The following is a 21,073-nucleotide window of genomic DNA, read 5'->3' as shown; positions in this document are numbered from 1 at the left end:
GCCCGCACTTGCTTTCAAGTTTGAGGCGCCTCTCTGATTTGATTTGAACCATTACTGATTTCCGTTATCGCGTTTACAATTTTGGAAAAAGTTGTTGCCTGTGTTCGCTTTTATTTATTGCTTATGGCATTATATAGTGGAATGACAGCCATTCGTCTTTACCTGCATCATAGCTGGTGCCGAACCAAATGCCTTTATTTTTATAATCGGTTGGCCAGCCCTTCACTACTTTGAGTGTGGTAGCTGTCGGGTTCAACGAACTTGCCGGGTTCTGCAACAATGTATTTCCTACCAGGGTTACTTCATTCTTTGTTTCATCTACCGTGAATGTACCGGTGGTAAGTGTTCCGTTCTGGTAGCGGGAATAGTTTTGGCCATTTACAAGATCGAAACGGATCCATGCACCATTCACTGCCGTTTCCCAATCGGTATTCCATCCCCAGGGAGTTGAAGAGGCTTTACTGGTTGTCCAGCCATTGCCTTTTGCGATCCAGTCAACCGGGTTACCATTTACATCCAATGCCCAGAAGCGGCCGGGTGAAGCGGCGCCACCGGTAAGCATGTTCACCAGTTCACCTGCGGCAAATGATGGGTTGTAACCATCGTCGGGCTTTTTTGCAGGCGGCGGCGGTGGAACCCAGTTGTCGCTGTATTGTTTGCTGATATAATTCAATACCTGGTATTCCGGTTTTGACTTGTGCTTAACCGCCAACTGCATGGTGTTCCCGGTTAATGTAAGCACCTTTAAACTTAACAGATTGCCGGCATCGGTGGGTGTAAACGCCACGCCTAACACAGTTGCATTGCTGGTTGTGAGGGTAAGGGTATTTACATCAAAATAATACGTACCCGATTCGGTATTTACGCCAGCAACCCCTTTATGGTCGGTAGTCAAAAACGGACCGCCTTTTAAACTAAACGTCATAAAACCATAATCCTGTTTTGGCGACACCCAGGTATCGTTCAGGTAATTGGGCTCATATTTCCAGCACATAGGGTCAGACGCATCTGAACATTGTGGCCAGATAACGCTTTGCCCGTCGGGCGCTTTGGTGCTTGCTACATTGCTCTGACCGGTAAAGTATGCCGGACTGGTAAAGAATTTCTGATCGCCATTGGCATTGGCATCGAGCAGCCAGGTCTTTTCATTTCCAGGCCCACCGGTCAGCAGGATCCACAATGGGTCGCTTACATAGTTCAGGTTATCTTTCGTTACATGAATGGTAACAGGGTCCAGTTCTACCAGGCCGCCAGCGGTAATGGCTGTGCGCTGTACTACGTAATCGCCCTTGAACGCATAGCGCACGGTATCTATGCGCCGGGTTGAAGTACCGGTTGCATAATTCCAGTAGGGCTCCACTTTTTCGGTATGATTGATAAGGTAAACCGTATTACCACCGGCATCCACCTGCAGGTCTTGTTTCACTTCCATGTCGATCTCCGATTTATCGGGCGTGCCCGCTAAACTGTAGTCTGTCTTTTTACAGCCGACCACCGTAAATACCGCCAGTGCAACCAACACCGTTAATTTATTATAGCGTTTCATTTGTTTGCTTTTTAAATGTTGTCAATGTTATTACCAGCCGGCATTCTGCTTTAACACATTATTCGATAAGGTGATCTGTGAATTGGGAATCTGCACCAGGCCTTTTGTTTCATTGATCTTTGAAGGAAGAATATTCTTTGTAACGTTGGCGCCGCCATTTTGCAGTACAACCGATTCCCCAATTACACTGGCGGCAGTACCAACCCCCTGTCGAAGCAGATCGTAGTAACGAATTCCTTCCCCGGCAAACTCGAGCCTTCTTTCGTTCATGATGTTCGCCTGGTTTACCGTCGTTTGAACGAAGTTGGCGCCCCATGCCCTTTTACGCACATCGTCGAAATAGGTTTGTGCATTGGGAGAACCCAGTTCGGCAGCCATTAACAACACATCTGCATAGCGGATGGAAACATAATCCTGGAACTGGCCGATCATAAAATTGAGGCCCCCCATTTTTACCGCCAGGCTGGTATCGCCTGAAGACATAGGCACATACTTCTTTTGATAATAACCGGTATACTCCCGCTGGTCGTTTTTGTTTTGCAGGTCGATTCCCTCACCGGCAATGGAAACAATAGTAGCGGATCTTCTGGTATCATTGGCATTGTAGGCATTCCACAATTTTGCATTTACGGTACCGCCGCCCCAGCCAAGGCCATAAGGCGCATAGTTCTTACCACGGATTCCATACATTACCAGCCAGTGGTTGCCATCGACATTGCCATCGTAATTGCTGGTGTACGTATACCTGATAGCGAAGATCGTTTCTTTATTTTCTTCACCCACATAGTTGGCGCCGGAAGCTGCAGGCCATAAGTTCGCAAACTTGTCGACCAGCCCAAAACCGCCGTTGCTGATCACATCTTCGAGGTAAGCAAGCGCCTGTGCTTTTGATACCACGCCGGCCAGATCGGATTTATTATAATAACCGGTATAGTAAAGATAAACGCGGCCAATAAGCGATTCTGCAGCCCATTTGGTAACGCGGCCACGGGTAGCGGCAGCCTGGCTGGTATAACTTATTGCCGGAAGATTGTCAGCCGCGAACTTACAATCTTCGGCAATGAGCTTGTATACATCATCGGGATTGGCCTGTGGTACATTTTCCGTTGTAGGTATTGTTACCAACGGAATATTGCCAAACAACCGCACCATATCAAAATAACAATAAGCCCGCAGGAACCTTGTTTCCGATTCATACACTTTGCGCAGGTCTTCACTACCGGCCCACTCAATTTGATCGAGCTTCGACAACAACACATTTGCGCGGTAGATCGCTTTGTAGTAGGCTGTCCAGTTATTACCAAACATGCTTACATCGGCCGGTGAACGCAATTTGTCAAACTCATCCATCATCTGGAAGCCCAATCCATCTGAATTACCGGTACCGCCAAATGCGTTATCAGACATTATTTCCGCTGCCACCGGCAATGCAACCCCTTCTGCCCATACCCGCTGCAGGCCATCATAGGCGCCCACCAGCGCTTTCCAGGCATCGGATGGTATTTTATAAAAGTTCTGATCCGAGGCAACCTTTACATCTTCCGTATCGAGAAAGCTTTTTTTACAGGCCGCCAGCGATAACAGCGCAATTACCGGTATATATAGTTTTACGTTTTTCATTGTTACTGCAGTTTTAATTAAAAGCGAATGTTTGCACCAATCATTACCACTCTCGGCCTTGGATAATAACCAAGATCGATGCCCGAAGAAAAGCCTTCATTATAGCCAACTTCCGGATCCATGCCATTATACCGGGTGAAGGTGAAAGCATTCAGCACAGAGGCGTATAACCTTGCCCTGCTCAGATAGCTTTTTTTGACCACATTGGCCAGATCATAACCTAGTGTAATAGTGCTTATGCGCAGGAAGTCGCCCTTATGGATGTACAGATCGGAAAAATTTGTCCAGTTGCGGTTATCTTCCGTTACCCGGGGAATTTTATTGGAAGAGCCGGGACCGGTCCAGCGGCCAAGGATCTCGGTTGAATAGTTGCCCTGTGCACCGGAGTGGTTACGCCATGATTGTACGATCTGGTTGCCCGCCACACCGGAAGCCTGTACCAGGAAGTCGAACCCTTTATACTCCAACGATACATTAAAACCATAGGTAAGATCAGGGTTGGGATCACCGATCTTCGTTCTGTCCTTATCGCTGATGGTACCGTCGTTGTCAAGATCAACATAACGTACATCGCCCGGTTGTGCATCAGGCTGTATTTTATTGCCCGATTTGCTTACGTAATTGTTCACTTCGGCTTCGTTCTGGAAAATGCCATCTGTTTTCAGGCCCCAGAAATAACCCACCGGCTGGCCGTTCGCCGCCCTGTAAAACTCATTTGCATTCGCGTACAGCACATTCGTATTACCATGAATGATACCGTCGCTCGTTGGAATGCTGCCTATCCGGTTCTTATTATATGCGCCGTTTATACCAATTGAATAATTGAGCTTGCCAATATTATTACGGTAATTAAGGGCCAGTTCAACACCGGAGTTCCTTACATCTCCGCCGTTGATCAACGGTGCATCGGCGCCGGCGGTTGCCAGCAGGGGCACGGTGATCAGCCAGTCTTTCGTATCCTTTACATAATAATCAAACGTTACATTCAACCGCTTCATCACAACGGCGTCGATACCGATATTGGTTTGTTGTGATGTTTCCCATTTTATATCAGGATTGGCCAGCCTGCTTGTATAAGCGCCCTGTACAGATGCGCCTTCCTGGTTGCCAAAAATATACCCGGCATTGTTAAACACAACGGGTGATAGAAACTGGTTAGCGATTACGTCCTGGTTACCCACGCGGCCCCAGCTTGCACGAACCTTCAAATGATCGAGCCATGCAACAGACTGCATGAATTCTTCCGATGAAGCAACCCAACCTACCGATACGGATGGGAAATATCCCCAACGGCCCGATGATGCAAACTTGGAAGAACCATCGGCGCGGAAGGTGGCATTCAACAGGTACTTTTCACGGAAGTTATATTGTAATCTTCCGAAGTAGGAAAGCAGCGCCCGCTCATAAGGGAAGCCGGTAATACCCATATAAGGAAGGCCCCTGCTCACATTTTGGGCAACACTTAAATAAGCATACCTGATATCGGAAACACGCAGATCCCAGTTGTAACCACTGATACTGTCGCTTTTTGTTTTTAAAGAAGAGGCACCGGCCATAACACTGAAACTATGATCATTCGCCACCTTGAAATCATACGTAAGCATATTGTCGAACTGTATGGTGCGGCCGTTGCCCATTGACTGGGTAACCTTGGCGGTATCATTAAATGCATATATTGAAAGCCGGTAAACCGGCGTATAACCATGGCTTTGAGTGTTGGCATAGTTCAACCCGAGGCTTGAACGGAATTTCAATCCTTTTATGGGTTCAACCTGGATATACACATCGCCAAACAAAGCCTGGTTGCTGTGACGGTTACGGGTAGTGTAATCCATCGTTGCATATGGGTTCGATTCTCCACTGTTCCATGCCTGATCGGCTTTTCCCGGATACCAGCCCAATTTATCGGCACTGAAATATTTTCCCGCTGAATCGTACATGGGCAGGAACGGACTGGTACCGAAGGCAGCCCGTAAAGTATTGTTGTATTGTCCGTCAACCGCAATACCCCTTGTATTTTGATAATTAAAGGTGAGGTGCTGCCCCATCTTAACGATGTTCTGATACAGGTTGTGCTCGGAATTTATTCTGAAAGTGTACCGTTCGAAATTGGAGATGCCCGAACCGCCTATAATGCCCCCCTGGTTGGTATAACCCAGCGATGCGGTAAATGCAGAACCGGCGCCCCCACCCTGCAGCCCCAATACATAGTTTTGATAAGGTACATCCTTATCAAACATTTTATCCATCCAGTTGGTGCTAACCGGTAAATTATTCACAACGTCATTAGTGAATAAAGGTGATTTACCGGAATTGATAGCCGCTTCGTTCATTATGATCGCATATTCTTTTCCATTCAGCAATGGCGCTTTGCGGGCTATGTTCTGCACACCATAAAAACCATCGAGCGTAAGCTGAAGTTTTTGATTGGTTTTTCCGGTTCTTGTAGTAACTATAATAACGCCGTTTCCGCCCTGCGAGCCGTAGATGGCAGCAGAAGCCGCGTCTTTCAGCACATCGATCGATTCAATGTCGGCCGGGTTCAGGTAAGAAATATCCACTGTCTGAATTCCGTCAACAATATACAACGGCCCGAAATTGCCAATAGTACCTTTACCGCGAATGATCACATTCATACCGGCGCCTGGCTGGCCCGAGTAAGAGGTGATCTGCACACCCGGCGCCTGCCCCTGCAAAGCCTGCAGCGCATTGGTGGTGTTCTGCTTTTGAATATCGGCCCCCTTTACCTGGATGTTAGCACCGGTAACAAGTTTTTTCTTTTGTGTGCCGTAACCGATCACAATTACATTCTCCAGTTGATTGTCGGCTTCCTGTAACCGTATGCTCAACTCGCCTGCCCCAACAGTTGTTTCCTGCGGAGTGAACCCGATGGAGGTGATCACCAGCACTTCGCCGGCCGATGCATTGATCGAAAACTTTCCGGCAGCATCGGTAACGGCAACGCGATTGGTTTTCTTAACCGTAACCGTTGCGCCCGGTACCGGCTCAGCAGTACGTTGATGTAATACCGTACCACTGATCTTTTCGGTTTGCGCATACGTATTGCCAGGCAGGAATACAAACAACATTCCCCATAGCAGCAATAGTCGCAAGCAGATCGTTTGGGTTGATTTCATATTTAAATTTTTAACTTAACTACAGTTTTATGTTCATTTTCTTTCCTTCATACAGCACTTCCCGGGCGGTCCTGGCGCCTAAGTCGAGCATCATCGTTTTTCCCGGCGTAATGAAATTGATACGGAATGTTCTTTTTTGCAGCATTCCGGCAAACGTTCCATTACGGTCGCCGATGGTGATCGTTTTTGCGGCTTCGTTATATTTTACAGGAATGATGGCATAGGCGCCTTTTTCATAATTATAATTCACGCCTTCATCTTCATACAGATCGAATGACGCATCGGCGCCGGCATAAACGTTCAGCGTAATGGTGTCGGCCGGTTTTTCAGCCGTGTATTGCAGCTCGGGCCCGAACGGAATAATTGACCCGGCCTTTACGTATACGGGCATGCGCTCATAAGGCGCTTCTGCCATAATTGTTTGTTTGCCCGCATACCACCTGCCTGAATACAGGTCGTACCAGCCGGCGCTTTTGGGCAGGTATAGCTCGCGTTTGGTTTGCCTGTGTTCATACACGGGGTTTATCAGCAATGAACCGCCGAACATATACTGATCGCCGATATTCAATACGGCAGTATCGGTTCCGAAGTCCATAGCCAGGCCGCGCATAATTGTGTAATCGTTATGGTATGCCGCTCCGGCCAGTGAATAGATATAAGGCATGAGGCGGTACCGCAGTTTGTCGTAATACAAAAAACTTTGATAGGCAGGATGCGTTTCCGGTGCGGTATTAAATACTTCGCGGTAAGGGAACTGCCCATGCGAACGGAACAAAGGAACAAAAGCGCCAAACTGCGTCCAGCGGGTCATTAACTCGCGCCATTCTTCGAGATCTTCCGCATTTGGTTTTTCAAATTTTTCAGGCACTACAAAACCGCCAATGTCCATGGTCCAGTAAGGAAGGCCCGACATGGAGAAATTAATTCCCGCAGCGATCTGCGCCTTCATATCGTGCCAGGTAGCGCCGATATCGCCGCTCCAGATAGCCGCCGCATACCGTTGTGAACCGGCAAAACCTGAACGGGTCAATAAGAATACGCGTTTATCGGGATCGGTTGAACGCTGTCCTTCATAAATGCCTTTTGCATTTTGCAGCGGATATGCATTCAGGTATTCTGCCGCGCTGCCCAAAGCAACCGGCGTCATTTGCAGTTTTCTTTTTTCGGGGCTCACATTTGACAAAATATCGGGTTCGCTGGCATCCATCCACCAGGCATCGATGCCTTTGGTGTATATTTTTTTATGAATGAGGTCCCAGAAATTTTTTCGTGCGTTTTCATTGAACGCATCGTAGAAAGTGGAAACATACCCTTTACCGATCCAGTCGCGCTGGCGGTCGGCAATATTTCTTTTATACAGGAAGCCCTGCCTGTCAAATTCGTTATAGGCGGGAATGCCTTCATAAAACTTCGGCCATACCGAGATCATGAGCTTTGTGTTGTATTTTTTATGCAGCACATCGATCATGCTATCGGGCGAAGGAAAACGGCTTGCATCAAAATCCTGGCTTCCCCATTCTGCCTCGCGCCAGTAACTCCAGTCGAGAACAATATTATCGATAGGAATTTTTCGCTTGCGGAATTCATCGATGGTGGCAAGTATTTCGGCCTGTGTTTTATACCGCTCGCGGCTTTGCCAGAAACCCAGTGCCCATTTTGGAACGATGGGCGCTTTACCCGTAAGGTTGCGGTAACCGGCAATTACATCATCCATATTGGCGCCGGAAATAAAATAATAGTCAACCTGTTTACCGGCCTCGGAACTGAAAGTAAATGCATTCTGTTCCGTCTTCGTAAGCGGTTCCTGCCATTTTACCGATAAATAGGATTCAGCGCCCTCGGGTACCCATTCAATACGAATGTCAGTTTTTTCGCCGCTTTTCAAATTGAGCGGAAGCAATGCCGGCGCGGGATTCCAGGCTTTACGCCAGCGGTTCAATACGGTTTTTCCGTTCACAGATACTTTTATGGTGCCGCCGAAAACAAAACGGATCCTGTGCAAACCGGTGATGGCGCTTGCAATGCTTCCTTCCCATATTACCGAACCGGTGGCCGGGGTAAATGCGGCCGGAAGCTGTATCCTTGAATCGTTCAGGAATTCCATATCGATCGCCGACTCCGCCCTTTCCAAAACAATGTCATCCGGTTTTGATCTATCATTACAATACGAGGCCGTAAGCCAGCCCTGTTCGCCATTTTTTGAATATAGCCTGAAAGAAGAAAGCTGGTGCATGGGGCGTGCATCCCCTGCCTTCGTAAGAGAATAGTTATCCCACAGGATGCCATAGTTTTTACTGGAGATCAAAAACGGAATGGCTACTTCAGTATTGTTCTGGAAGAACGTTACCTGCTGGTCTTTATAATTAAATACGCCATCCTGGTGCTGCCCCAGGCCGTACCACGCATCATCGGGGGTTGACTGAAATGTTTGGGTAAGCGCATACAACCGTTTGCCATCGAATACCACAGGTTCGAAACTTCTGCCTAGCGGTGGTTTTTCGGCCAGTATTTTTTTGCCTTTGGCATCGAAGAAAGTAACCACCCCGGTTTTGAGATCAACGATGGCCGCAAGGCTTTTTGTTTTTAAGGTAAGGCTGCCTTTTGAAGGAACCACATTCCAGGCAAGGCCCGGCTTTTTGCTGTAAGCGGTAACCAGGCTTTGGGTAGCAGCCATTTCCTTACCCGGTGCAGCTATAACCCTTATGATATTATCGGCAATAACTTCCAGTTTAACGGCCCGTGAAGTTCCGGTAACCAGGCTATCGGTAAAAATGATAACGCCGGTTGGCGTGGTAATGTAAGATGGAGTTTCTGCCAATAAGGCATTGAAAAATGAGGTGCACACGATACTAAAAAGCAGCAGTCGTAGTTTCATAGTATTAGCAATACAAGCGTTAATTGATACCATAAAACTAAAACCTGGTGAATTGAAACGAGGGACCCAAATGTTTCCAATTAGGGGGTTAAATGTTAAGACTAACTGATTTACATCATGTTGTGGGCAATATGGAAATTAATATGCCTCCCAGCCCCCCGAAAGTGCACCACAAATGCCCGGCTTCACCAGCCATTTACAACCCAGTAAATTATCATGCGCCAACACCGGGTGAAAGGCAACCGTTTATGCGCCGTTATGACACCCGGGGCATTTACCAGTTTTATTCAACCGCTTTGCTGTCTCTCTTCCTCCTTCCATCCTGGGGTCATCCTGGGGTCATCTTAGGGTCATCCTGGGGTTTTCTTAGGGTTTTAACCCTAGGTACACCCTGAGAATACCCTAAGAAAACCCTAAGAACAGTGGTAGCATCGGCCGTAAGGATGCTATGATTTGGTATTAAGGTGTAAGTTCTCCTTCACGAAAGGAAAAAAACCCGGGTTTTCTCTTGACCCTTACCTTACGTCATAGGCTATATTTGTTCGCGTCAGGTATAAACCCAAACGATGGACAACTATTCTGTAAAAAAGCTCTCGAAACTGGCGGGCGTAAGCGTGCGCACCTTGCACCTGTATGATAAGCTGGGCTTGTTGAAACCTTCCGTACGTACCGAGGCCAGGTACCGGCTGTATGGCGAAAAAGAACTGTTGCGTTTGCAGCAGATCCTCTTTTACCGCGAGCTCGATTTTCCGCTGAAAGAGATCGGCGCCATTCTGGACGATCCTGCATTCGATGTAGTGCAGGCGCTGGAAGGACATAAAAAGGCGCTGTTGGCCCGGAAGGAAAGGATAAACACATTGGTTGGTACCATTGAAAAAACATTGGTAACACTAAAAAACAACACTATGTTACAGGTAGAGGATCTTTATGATGGCATCTCCCGCGAAAAAATGGAAGCATACAGAACGGAAGCCATGACGAAATGGGGTAAGGAAACCATTTTAGAGGCGGAGGAAACGCTTCGCAGTTTCAGCAAAGAAGAAATGGAAACGCTGAAAAAGGAGTTGAACGACATTACCGCTCAATTAACGGCGCTTATGACCGGCGACCCCAAAAGCAAAGAAGTGCAGGAATGCATAGCGCGGCGTTATCAGATCATTCTGCGGCTTACCGGCGGACAAATAAAAACGGGTAAACTGGAATATTTCAGAAAACTGGGCGAGTTGTATGTGGAAGACAACCGTTACACCCCGGTTAACGGCCTGCCCAGTATGGAGCTGGCGCTTTTTATAAAAGAAGCCACAGCGCATTATGTTAACTCGCAAAAGCAATAGGCAAAAGGGGCTGACCAGGTAAAGAGAATCTGTAAGGAGGATCACCCCTGGCTTCGCTTGCCCCTTTCTGACCGTTGAAGGGTGGCTCATCTTGCGTAAAAAAGGTGAGCCGCCCTATTGCTTCGCGGAAAGGCATGTATCCGTTAAGGGCGACCCACCTTTTGGGTCAGCCTCCTATATTTTATATCAGCCAATTGTTCCACTATTATTTGCCCTTGCTTCTTCGCGCAACGTTTCAGGGTCCCACGACATGTCGCCGCCAAAGAACAGGTTTTGCCGGTCAGACTGAATGGTTTCTTCTATTTCTTCAATATACTTTCTTGCCTCAATAACATACTCTTCCTGGTTGCGGATGGCCGACAAATACTTCATATTCGCCTCATCGTATTTCATAAAGTTCTTTGCCAGCCGCTTCGCAGTGTATTTTCTATACCCCAGCAACGACATGGCATCAACCCCTACCCGCAGGCTGGTTTCCAGTGTTTCGCGGTAAATATGCAGCATACCGGCATTCATCAGCTCATATGCATCGAACCGGTTTTTGGCCCGTACAAGCATGTGCAGGTGCGGAAAATGTTTCTTTACCGTTTCAATCATTTCCAACCGCTTTTCGGGCGAATCGATGGCAATGATTATGATCTTCGCTTTATCGGCTCCTGCTGCCTGTAACAATTCATGCCGCGAAGCGTCGCCGTAAAAAACTTTAAAACCCATGTTTCTCAATGCGTCAACCCGGTCAGAGTCAAGATCGAGATAGGTGGCAGGTATTTTATTGGCGCGCAAAAAACGCCCTATGGTACTTCCAAAGTGGCCGAAACCGGCAATGATAACCGGGTTCTTTTCATCTATTTCATCAGCGGGCCGCTGTTCCACTTCATCGGTTCCCACTTTAGGCAGTATGAATTTTTCATTTATAAGTATGATCAGCGGCGTAAGGGCCATACTTATGGCCACAACAGCGGTCATCAAACTCGTTGTTTCCGCAGATAATATGCCCTGTTGTAAAGAGAACGAGAACAATACAAAAGCGAACTCGCCTACCTGTGCAAGGCTAAAGGAGAAAATAAAGTTCTGCTCTATACTGACCTTGAAAAACTTTCCCAGAAATAATAGTACGCCCACTTTAACAGCGATCAAAATAAATACCCACAAGATGATCTGGCTGTATTGTGCGGCAACAAGATTGAAGTCGATGGAAGCGCCAACGGCAATAAAGAATACGCCGAGCAGCAGTCCTTTGAACGGTTCTATATCACTCTCCAGTTCATGCCGGTATTCACTGTTGGCCAGCACTACGCCGGCAAGGAACGAGCCCAGGGCCGGACTTAACCCTATCTGCGTCATCAGAACGGCAATACCAACGATGATCAAAAGTGCGGAAGCGGTAAAAATTTCACGCATGTTGGTTTTGGCAATGATCCGCAGCAGGGGGCGAACCGCAATTCTTCCTGCCGCAATGATAGCGGCAATTGACCCCAGCACGATCAGTGCATGCAGCCAGCCCGGATAACCATCAACCCATGTTTTTACGGCATGCGGATCGGCCGCTTTTTCACCTCCATTCCCAATAGTGGCCAGTAAAGGAAAAAGTGCGAGCATTGGAATTACAGCTATATCCTGGAACAGCAAAACTGAAAACGCACTTTGTCCCGCAGATGTTTTCATCAGCCCTTTTTCAGAAAGGGTTTGCAACACAATGGCTGTTGAAGACAAAGCCAGCACCATTCCCAGCGCCAGCGCCTGCTGCCATACAAAATTGAACAACATGGCAATGCCCGCGATAACAATGGTAGTGAGCACTACCTGCAGCCCGCCAAGCCCGAGGATCGACTTACGCAGTTTCCATAACAACTCGGGTTCCAGTTCAAGCCCTATCAGGAACAACATCATAACCACCCCGAATTCGGCAAAATGCATTATATCCTGCCCTTCCTTGCCAACAAACCCCATTACAAACGGGCCAATGATAACGCCGGCAATAAGATAACCTAATACAGAACCCAGTCCCGACTTTTTTGCCAGCGGTACAAACAAAACGGCCGCTGCAAGGAAAACCAATGCGGTAGAAAAAAATGAATGCTCCATGTTTATGCCGTGTTACTTTTCGTAATTTCTATGAGGTCGTTTATACAGTTAACGGGCAGTATTTCCTCATCGGTTAAATTACCCTTTCCCAATTCAATGAGGAGCTGCCGGTATTTTTCGCCGAATTCTTCTATCTGTGCCGCTTCGAGTTTATGTGTTCCCGGAACCCAGAAAGGGGGCCAGTAGGCCATATGGCACAAGGCGGCGGTACGTTCATAAGGCCGCAACAGATCGCTCATGGTGCAATGCTGGTACCCATCAGGCTGATAGGCCTGCATACCGCCGCCCGATGTAATTACGTTGAAGACCTTTTTGCCATTTAACGCCATCCCGTTCTTTCCATACGCCCACCCATGCTGCAGAACAAGATCCTGCCACTGCTTTAATAAAGCAGGCGCACTGTACCAATAGAAAGGAAACTGCCAGATGATGATGTCATGCGCAAGCAGCAACTGCTGTTCTCTTTTTACATCTATGTCGAAATCGGGGTAATTCTCGTAGAGATCGTTGAAAGTTACATGGTCGAGCCGGGATATAGAGTGCAGCAACGATTTATGCACCCGCGACTTCTCTAACACCGGATGGGCAAAAATTACCAGGATTTTCTTCATCATGCTTTCCCCCATTTATTTAAGCCACAACTTAAGAGAAATTACAATTTTTATCAATAATTTTTATTTAGGGCAGGCCCGTCATCTTCCAGACATCCTGTCAGGTACAATGAAATATAAATAGTTCTTTTTTTGCTTGAATTCCGGGGCTGTATTTTCTATCGTTATCAGATAAACGATGCTAAAATAGTTTACCATTCGGCTAATTGCAGGGACGCGGTTGATAGAAGAAAGTAGTTACTTCATAGACCTTCTTCTCACTTAAAACAACTGCTATATGAAAAAACAAAACATTCGCGAATATATCGCTATGGTATATTCGTTCTCTTAGCCTGTTCACATACCGCGCAAACTATACTCCCGGAACAGCACATACCCCTACCTCTGCCAGTTTACAACCTGCACCAACAGATCATGCTCATCCGGTCTGATGGCGGGCATCTATTATTTACACTTTAAAGCCTTGTTCAACATGAAACCGTTACTACACAACCGGCTTCTTACAGCCGCTGTAATTTTACTTTTGTTATTTCTCTATTATCCATTACACGCACAGGTTACATTAAGCGCTACCGGTTCGGGTACCGCCTATAGCCTAATTAGTTCAAAAGGGTTTGGCAATGAGAACCCCGATTGCAGACATACATCGTTTGGCCCGCATGTTACGCAGGCATTTGACAACACGCTAGGGAAATATGTATTTGTATTTCACAGTCATGCCGATGCCGATGATGACCGTTGTACGAACGAAGACAGGGTGCGTATGGAAATAAAAGGCGGGTCAGGATCTCCTGCCGACATGCAGCACACACAGGGACAAACAGCTTATTATCGCTGGAAGTTTAAACTGGACGCCGGTTTTATTCCCTCCAGCCGGTTCACCCATATTTTTCAGATAAAAGCGATCGAAGGCGATGCCGGAGCGCCATTGATCACCATTACTCCACGCGCCGGCAATCCGCAAAAGATGCAGATCATTCACAGTTCAGGCGAAGGCAGCGGTAGCCTCGGCACAGTTAAACAAGTTGACCTGGCGCCTTTTAAAGGCAACTGGGTTGAAGCCTATGTAAAATACAAAAGCAGTGATGGCAGCGCGGGCACATTCGAGATCACATTAACGCGCGTAAGCGACGGGGCACTTTTACTTTCTTATACCAACAACAGCCTCGATATGTGGCGCTCGGGCGCCGATTATAACCGCGGCAAATGGGGTGTATACCGCGGCAAAGACGATGTGCTGCGCGATGAACAGGTACGGTTCAACGATTTTTGTATTACAGAAAGCAGTGCGAGCCTTTGTCCCAGCGGTATAGGCGGCAGCAACCCGGGCGGCCCCATAAACCTGAACGCACAGCACGATGCCTACGTACGCGATGGCACCAATGCCGGCACCGCTTTTGGTTCAACCGACCCAACATCATTGATTACCAAAGTTGCGCCCGCAGGCCAGGCAAACAACAACCGCGAAAGCTATTTCATCTTTGATCTTTCTTCCGTAACAGGCACCGTTACCGGAGCTACTTTAAAAGTAAACGGACGTACGGAGGATAACCGCGATGCCAATATTGTTGTTGGAGCGTATACGGTTTCCAATACCGGCTGGACCGAATCGGCCATCACCTGGAACAATAAACCGGCTTCCGCTTCTTCAGCACTGGCCACCACAACAGTTACCGATGCTACGGCCCGGTATTACAACTGGAATGTAGGCAGCTATATTCAGAGCGAAATAGCTGCAGGCCGTTCAAAAGTTTCCTTTGTATTGAAGAACCACGAGGAAACACAGGGCCGGTTATTATGGAATTCGAAAGAAACCGGAAGCAATGCGCCACAATTAACCATTACAACCGCCGCCGGTGCACGGCAGGAGATAACCGGTGTAACAACGGTGAGCGGGTTAAACAGTTTTCCCAACCCGTTCAAAAACAACAGCACTATTATTTTTTCCCTCGCCAAACCGGCCAATACCCATCTTTCAGTGTACGATATAACCGGCAAACAGGTAGCTGTGCTGGTAAACGGTATACTTCAGGCGGGAAATCATAAAGCCAGTTTCAATGCCGGCCGCCTGCCCTCCGGCGTATATACATTGAAGCTAACTTATAACGATAAAGTCATTACCAGAAAACTGCTGAAGGAATAATTGACATCTACAGCAGCGATAGCATTTCTTTCGTCATTAACCTTAACCATCATTATGAAAAAAAGAAACATCCTCAAAGCATGGCCGGCATGGCCAACCCTGTTCATATTATTATTGTTACTATTCTCCAAAGTACAGGGGCAAACTTTGCCAGCCAATTTTCAACGCGTTCAGGTCACCGCATCATTAAGCAATCCCACCGCCATGGCTTTCACACCCGATGGCCGCGTACTTATTTGCCAGCAGAGCGGTCAGCTCCGGGTTGTAAAAAATGGCAGCCTTTTATCTACCCCCGCCGTTAGTCTTTCGGTAAATACCAGCGGGGAAAGAGGTTTGATTGGAGTAGCCATTGATCCAAACTTTACCACCAACCAGTTCATTTACCTGTATTATACGCATACCTCGGGGCCGCATAACCGCGTGAGCCGTTTTACCATGACGGGGGATGTGGCCGGTTCAGAAACGCCCATACTCGATCTGCCCACATTAAGCGGTATTTATCATAATGGGGGCGCACTGGCATTTGGTAATGATGGTAAGTTATATGTTGCCGTGGGTGAGAACCAGGTTGGTTCCAATTCGCAAAACCTCGATAATTATCTTGGAAAATTATTACGCATCAATTCAGATGGCACCGTGCCTGCCGGTAACCCTTTTACCGGCAATGCCGCCCGCAGCAGGATCTGGGCTTACGGATTGAGAAATCCTTTTACCATTGCATCAGACCCCGTAAGTGGAAAGATCTTTGTGAACGACGTGGGCAATGCCACCTGGGAAGAGATCAATGACGCCACTACCGGCGGACGTAATTTCGGGTGGCCCAGCAAGGAGGGCATGTGCACCAGCGGTTGCACCGGTTTTACCAATCCCATTTATGTGTACGCAACTAACCGTAATGATCCACCGCCAGCAGGGCAGGGCTGCGCCATAAATGGCGGTACGTTCTTCAATGGGGCCATCAGCAATTATCCATCAACATATAACGGCCGTTATTTCTTTCTCGACTACTGCGGCACATGGATCGATCATATCAACCCTGCCGCCACCTCCCCCACCCGCAGCAATTTTGGTACAAACCTCGGCAGTGGGCTCGTATATGTTAAACAGGGAACCGATGGCAACCTGTATTATTTAAGCAGGAACAATAATGCGCTTTACAGAATTATTTATACCGGCACGCAGGCGCCGGTGATTACCACGCAGCCGCAAAGTATTACTATATCGCAGGGTAATACGGCTACGTTCAGCGTTACCGCTACGGGTAACCCGGCGCCTACGTACCAGTGGCGAAAGAATGGCACCGCTATTTCCGGCGCTACATCGGCGACCTACACCATTACCAATGTACAACCATCCCATGCCGGCACATATAGTGTGGTTGTCACGAACAACGCAGGCTCGGTTACAAGTAACAATGCCACGTTGACGGTAACACAACCCAACACGCCCCCGGTAGCAGCCATTACCAGTCCGGTGAATGGCGCATCGTTCAGAGCCGGTACAACCATTAGTTTCAGCGGTACAGGCACCGATGCGGAGAACGGTAATTTGCCGGCTGCCAATTTTGAGTGGTGGGTTGATTTTCATCATGCCAATCATATTCACCCCGGACCTGAGATCGCTGATGGCGTCAGTAACGGCTCATTTCCTATTTCAGCCGAAGGCCATGTTGAAACCGATATCTGGTACCGGCTGTACCTGGTTGTGCGTGATGCGCAGGGCGCAAGGGATACTACTTATGTAGAGATCTTCCCGATCCTGTCTACACTTTCACTTCGCACTGTACCGGCGGGTTTACAAATACGGTTAGATGATGTGCCTTTTACCGCTCCATATAATACGCCTGCGCTGAGTGGTATGGTGCGGCCGATGGAAGCAATTTCGCCCCAGACAGTAAATGGCACAACTTATTTGTTCGACCACTGGGAACATGGCGGCGCCGCCTTACAAAATATTAACATCACCGATAATGATGCTACTTATACCGCACATTTCAGGGTAGCGCCGCCGGCGTTAAGTTATACGCCCATACACGATGCCTATGTGCGCGATGGCACCAATGCAGGTACAAATTTCGGCACTACCGATTCTACCCTTCTTATTACCAAATTGGCGCCGGGCGCACAATTAAACAATGCCCGCGAGTCGTACCTGCTATTCGATCTTACCTCACTTACCGGCAATGTGGCCTCTGTACAATTAAAAGTATTTGGCAAGGTTGACTTAACTACCGTACCAGCCGTACCGGTAGGTGTGTTCTCAGTGGCCAATACCAGTTGGGCAGAAAACACCATTACCTGGAACAACAAACCCGCTTCATCGGTTGCAGCGCTGGCATCTACTACCGTTACCAATGCGGCCGCTACCTATTACACCTGGGATGTTACCAGTTATGTAAAAGCGGAACTGGCGGCAGGGCGTAAAAGAATAGCATTGGCATTGAAGAGCGAGCAGGCGCATGACCCGCGTATATTCTGGAATTCCAGTGAATCTGGTTCCAACCCACCTGTATTATCGGTTATTGCAGATGGCGGCGAACCTGCGTGCGAACCGGTAACTGCCAGCGGGAACGATGGCAATGTACCGGCCAATGTACTCGACAATGATCTCAACACACGATGGTCGGCCAATGGCGACGGGCAATGGATCCAGCTCTGTCTTGCCAATGCGGCTACGGTTACCGGTGTGCAGATCGCCTTCTACGGTGGTAATACGCGAACTTCAACTTTTGATATACTTACAGGCAATGACGGCGTTAACTTTACCAACGCTGCAACGGGGGTGGTAAGCAGCGGCAGTACGTTGAACCTGGAAACATTCACCTTTACGCCACGCAGTGCAAAATATGTTCGCATTGTAGGGCATGGCAATAGTGTAAATGCCTGGAACAGTTATACGGAAGTAAAAATACAAACCGGTTCGGGCGGTGAAACCATTACACTGGTGCCCGTGCAGGACGCCTATGTACGCGACGGCGCCAATGCCGGCATTACGCACGGGGTTACAGATTCAACATTGCTTATCACTAAAGTGAACCCATCAACTACCACCGGTAATAACAGGGAAACATATCTGCGTTTCGATGCAGGCGGTATTTCAAATGTCAGCTCTGCCACATTGAGCGTATATGGAAAAGTTGATCTTACCACCGTGCCCAGTGTGCCTGTCGGCGTTTTCCCGGTAAGCAATATTACATGGACAGAAAATGCCCTTACCTGGAATAATAAACCTGTTTCAGGAAACACCGCGCTGGCATCGGCTACCGTTACCAATAGCGCTTACGCTTATATCACCTGGGATGTTACCGATTATGTGCAAAGCGAATTGCAGGCGGGCAGAACCGGCATTTCATTGGCGCTGAAAAGCCAGGCCGCGCACGAGCCGCGGATCTTCTGGAATTCTTCTGAGTTTGGTTCCAATGCGCCCCGGTTGGTGATTACAACAAATGGTTCCACAGCTCGAACCAGTACCCGGGCGGAAAGACTGGTTTCCGATGTATTGAAATTAACACTGGGCAGTTATCCCAATCCATTCAGGGAAACAGGCACTATTACATTTTCATTACCGGCGCCCGGCCATACGCAACTGGCGGCATTTGATATGACGGGTAAACAGGTGAAAGTGCTTGTGAACGCCTGGCTGCAGGCCGGCGACCACCGCACATCGCTGAACATGAAGCAACTTCCGGCGGGAATTTATCTGCTGAAGCTGGTGTATAACGGAAAGATCGTTACACGGAAATTACTGAAAGAATAACGCTTCCTGCCGTTGGATCCTGATCGATCCGGTAGGTAAGGTGAACATTGCTTCCTGGCACACAGGTCGTGAATGTTCACCTTTTTGTTTTGTGGGTTGTTAGTCTTTACACTTATCCCAATCGGGTGTATATACCTCATGTATTTCGGGTAATGCCTCGAATTGAGTTAGTATACGCTGCTTGTCGGCTTCCTTTTCAAATGTGAGTATAAACTTAGGACCTGTTCTATAGTAGTAGAGTTTGCCCCGGCCTGAATCCATGCCTTCCCTGCAAATTACCTTACCATTATCAAGAATCTCCTTTGCATTTACCAATTCAATATTTTTTTTAAAAACCACTACCAGTTCTAATTTTTCAACAGGGATGTTTGTCATGATATAGCTTATTTTCAGTTTTCCTGAAAAGGTGTTTCTTTTCCTATGATCTCCCAGCTTCCTTCGGCAATCTCTGCTTCCAGTTCTCCGCGATCCCAGCCGCAGTATCCAAGAAAAATGGTAACGTCTTTGCCGGTAAGTAAATTGTTGTTGATATGTGTAACAGCTTCTTTAAAATTTCCGCCCAGCAAAACACCATCAGCAATGGGCGTTCCGCCCGTTATCAGATCGGGTCGCTTATGAATAAAGAAAAGATGTTCCTGGTCTACAGGGCCGCCGACATATAAAGGGAAGGAACGTACGTGTTTGAACTCTTCCAGCTCGTTCAATGCCCGGTGATACTTTTTGTTTATGATATACCCCATTGCACCTTTATCGTTTACTTCTACGATAAATATTATCGAGTTCTCAAACACCGTGTCGGCTAAAAGCGGCGTACTTTTTAAAAAGGTTCCTGGTTTCATATAGTAAATGTAAGAAGTTCTTAATTAGTTGTATTCAGCGACTGACCGGCATCATCGATGAATGTGGTGCGCAGTTATGGTTAAATACGCTTCATTACCCATTTTCAACAACTGGAACATATATTTCTACATTTTATAAGTATTTTCTTGCATACCTGCATATTTCCTCTAACTTTGCATTCGTAAATGATATCCAATAACATCTATTCCATGAAAAACTATTCTTACACGAACAGACCGTATCACAGGTACTCTCTTTTCCCATTTAGTATCAGTTAAGAACATCGCCAACGTTGCTATTTAATCATGCTGGCTGCATCAACATTTGATAGCGGAATGACATACGCATGCACTTTTGAAAAAGTGCCACCTAAACGAGCAGACACTTAATATATAATAAACCCCAAATCAACAAAAAGCAAGATTGTAATGAAAAAGTTAGTAATCATTTTCGGTGTGCTTATTGCAGGATCTCCATTTGTTTCTTGTAAAAAGCTGAAAGACGACATCAACGATTTGAAAAAACACAACTCTGCTTTGCAGGAACAATTAGATGGAGTTATAAGCTCACTGGGTTCAAATGAACCAATTACCGCTACAACCACTTTCGAAGATAATAACAGTAAAAGCAGAACAGTTAGTGGCATGTACAGGTTCAAAGGTAATGATCAAAGCACGCAAAAATTAAGCAATAACGGTGATGGAACTTATGACATTTATATAGAGCGTTTCAGTGACGTAGGCTGGAACGAGGGTGCGTGGACAGAATTTACTTATAATCCTACTACAAAGGAAGTTACCAATGTAGCAGGTGGCCACTATTGGGAAGATGAGGATAGTTATTACGACAATGCTTATTATTCTGGTAATTATACTGGTCTTACCAAATCTATCACTATCGACAGTCTTAATGTAACCACCGGCAATGTTTCGCTGAAATTTTCCGCATCAGGAACCGGTGCTTATACCAACGCAGTTTCTTATTGGTACTCACCCAATCAGGGGAAACCAGTTTCAACCGAGTTCTCCTTTGCAGGTAAACTGAAACTGTTCACACAGGATTAATAAAAATCGTTTATAAGACGGGGCCTCGCAAGCGGCCCCGTTTTTATTTCCTGGTACTTTTG

The 21,073-nt window shown here is 47.2% G+C and carries 12 protein-coding genes; 4 read left to right on the top strand and 8 right to left on the bottom strand.

Translation table 11 applies throughout. From position 1 onward, the window contains the following. Positions 1-121: 121 nt before the first annotated feature. The 4 genes from A4R26_RS25725 to A4R26_RS25710 are packed head-to-tail and all read right to left on the bottom strand — an operon-like array spanning position 122 to position 9,178. Positions 122-1,546: a hypothetical protein gene (locus A4R26_RS25725; RefSeq protein ID WP_081169399.1), complete on the bottom strand. Its 1,425-nt coding sequence runs from the start codon at positions 1,544-1,546 to the stop codon at positions 122-124. 30 nt (positions 1,547-1,576) lie between these two features. Further along, positions 1,577-3,166 carry a RagB/SusD family nutrient uptake outer membrane protein gene (locus tag A4R26_RS25720; protein WP_081169398.1) on the bottom strand — a complete coding sequence of 530 codons (1,590 nt, stop codon included), beginning with the start codon at positions 3,164-3,166 and terminating at the stop codon, positions 1,577-1,579. 17 nt (positions 3,167-3,183) lie between these two features. After that, a complete protein-coding gene (locus A4R26_RS25715) occupies positions 3,184-6,303 on the bottom strand; it encodes a SusC/RagA family TonB-linked outer membrane protein (protein ID WP_081169397.1) in 3,120 nt (1,039 codons plus the stop codon). Between the two features lie 19 nt (positions 6,304-6,322). Next, positions 6,323-9,178, bottom strand: coding sequence for a glycoside hydrolase family 31 protein (locus tag A4R26_RS25710; protein WP_081169396.1), 2,856 nt, complete (start codon positions 9,176-9,178; stop codon positions 6,323-6,325). A 566-nt stretch (positions 9,179-9,744) separates the two neighbouring features. Here A4R26_RS25710 and A4R26_RS25705 point away from each other — a divergent pair. Then, positions 9,745-10,512: a MerR family transcriptional regulator gene (locus A4R26_RS25705; RefSeq protein ID WP_081169395.1), complete on the top strand. Its 768-nt coding sequence runs from the start codon at positions 9,745-9,747 to the stop codon at positions 10,510-10,512. A 186-nt stretch (positions 10,513-10,698) separates the two neighbouring features. Here the strand turns inward: A4R26_RS25705 and A4R26_RS25700 are convergent, their stop codons facing one another. Next, positions 10,699-12,597: a monovalent cation:proton antiporter-2 (CPA2) family protein gene (locus tag A4R26_RS25700; protein WP_081169394.1), complete on the bottom strand. Its 1,899-nt coding sequence runs from the start codon at positions 12,595-12,597 to the stop codon at positions 10,699-10,701. A gap of 2 nt (positions 12,598-12,599) precedes the next feature. Next, positions 12,600-13,211: an NAD(P)H-dependent oxidoreductase gene (locus tag A4R26_RS25695; RefSeq protein WP_242675018.1), complete on the bottom strand. Its 612-nt coding sequence runs from the start codon at positions 13,209-13,211 to the stop codon at positions 12,600-12,602. A gap of 469 nt (positions 13,212-13,680) precedes the next feature. On the opposite strand from A4R26_RS25695, the gene A4R26_RS25690 reads away from it, so the two are divergent. Next, complete coding sequence (locus tag A4R26_RS25690) at positions 13,681-15,351, top strand: CBM96 family carbohydrate-binding protein (protein WP_165760414.1); 1,671 nt, start codon at positions 13,681-13,683, stop codon at positions 15,349-15,351. Positions 15,352-15,405: 54 nt separating this feature from the next. Further along, positions 15,406-19,107 carry a CBM96 family carbohydrate-binding protein gene (locus tag A4R26_RS25685; RefSeq protein ID WP_081169392.1) on the top strand — a complete coding sequence of 1,234 codons (3,702 nt, stop codon included), beginning with the start codon at positions 15,406-15,408 and terminating at the stop codon, positions 19,105-19,107. 99 nt (positions 19,108-19,206) lie between these two features. Here the strand turns inward: A4R26_RS25685 and A4R26_RS25680 are convergent, their stop codons facing one another. Together A4R26_RS25680 and A4R26_RS25675 are read right to left on the bottom strand one after the other, a co-directional pair. Continuing rightward, positions 19,207-19,482 carry a hypothetical protein gene (locus A4R26_RS25680; protein ID WP_081169391.1) on the bottom strand — a complete coding sequence of 92 codons (276 nt, stop codon included), beginning with the start codon at positions 19,480-19,482 and terminating at the stop codon, positions 19,207-19,209. 14 nt (positions 19,483-19,496) lie between these two features. Beyond that, positions 19,497-19,946, bottom strand: a complete 450-nt coding sequence (locus A4R26_RS25675; RefSeq protein WP_081169390.1) for a YqgE/AlgH family protein — start codon at positions 19,944-19,946, stop codon at positions 19,497-19,499. A 429-nt stretch (positions 19,947-20,375) separates the two neighbouring features. Between A4R26_RS25675 and A4R26_RS25670 the strand changes: the two genes are divergently transcribed. Then, a complete protein-coding gene (locus A4R26_RS25670) occupies positions 20,376-21,011 on the top strand; it encodes a hypothetical protein (protein ID WP_081169389.1) in 636 nt (211 codons plus the stop codon). Positions 21,012-21,073 lie beyond the last annotated feature (62 nt).

The organism is Niastella populi, assembly GCF_002078015.1.
In the GTDB taxonomy this organism is placed as follows: Bacteria; Bacteroidota; Bacteroidia; order Chitinophagales; family Chitinophagaceae; genus Niastella; species Niastella populi.
The sequence above is the reverse complement of the archived record's forward strand: the minus strand, read 5'-3'. Positions and strand labels throughout refer to the sequence as shown.

Bases quoted from the DNA above. Each gene is read 5' to 3' on its own strand.
- A4R26_RS25675 (WP_081169390.1), bottom strand. From the start codon at position 19,946: ATGAAACCAGGAACCTTTTTAAAAAGTACGCCGCTTTTAGCCGACACG.
- A4R26_RS25670 (WP_081169389.1), top strand. From the start codon at position 20,376: ATGAAAAAGTTAGTAATCATTTTCGGTGTGCTTATTGCAGGATCTCCA.
- A4R26_RS25720 (WP_081169398.1), bottom strand. From the start codon at position 3,166: ATGAAAAACGTAAAACTATATATACCGGTAATTGCGCTGTTATCGCTG.
- A4R26_RS25710 (WP_081169396.1), bottom strand. From the start codon at position 9,178: ATGAAACTACGACTGCTGCTTTTTAGTATCGTGTGCACCTCATTTTTC.
- A4R26_RS25695 (WP_242675018.1), bottom strand. From the start codon at position 13,211: ATGATGAAGAAAATCCTGGTAATTTTTGCCCATCCGGTGTTAGAGAAG.
- A4R26_RS25725 (WP_081169399.1), bottom strand. From the start codon at position 1,546: ATGAAACGCTATAATAAATTAACGGTGTTGGTTGCACTGGCGGTATTT.
- A4R26_RS25680 (WP_081169391.1), bottom strand. From the start codon at position 19,482: ATGACAAACATCCCTGTTGAAAAATTAGAACTGGTAGTGGTTTTTAAA.
- A4R26_RS25700 (WP_081169394.1), bottom strand. From the start codon at position 12,597: ATGGAGCATTCATTTTTTTCTACCGCATTGGTTTTCCTTGCAGCGGCC.
- A4R26_RS25715 (WP_081169397.1), bottom strand. From the start codon at position 6,303: ATGAAATCAACCCAAACGATCTGCTTGCGACTATTGCTGCTATGGGGA.
- A4R26_RS25685 (WP_081169392.1), top strand. From the start codon at position 15,406: ATGAAAAAAAGAAACATCCTCAAAGCATGGCCGGCATGGCCAACCCTG.
- A4R26_RS25690 (WP_165760414.1), top strand. From the start codon at position 13,681: ATGAAACCGTTACTACACAACCGGCTTCTTACAGCCGCTGTAATTTTA.
- A4R26_RS25705 (WP_081169395.1), top strand. From the start codon at position 9,745: ATGGACAACTATTCTGTAAAAAAGCTCTCGAAACTGGCGGGCGTAAGC.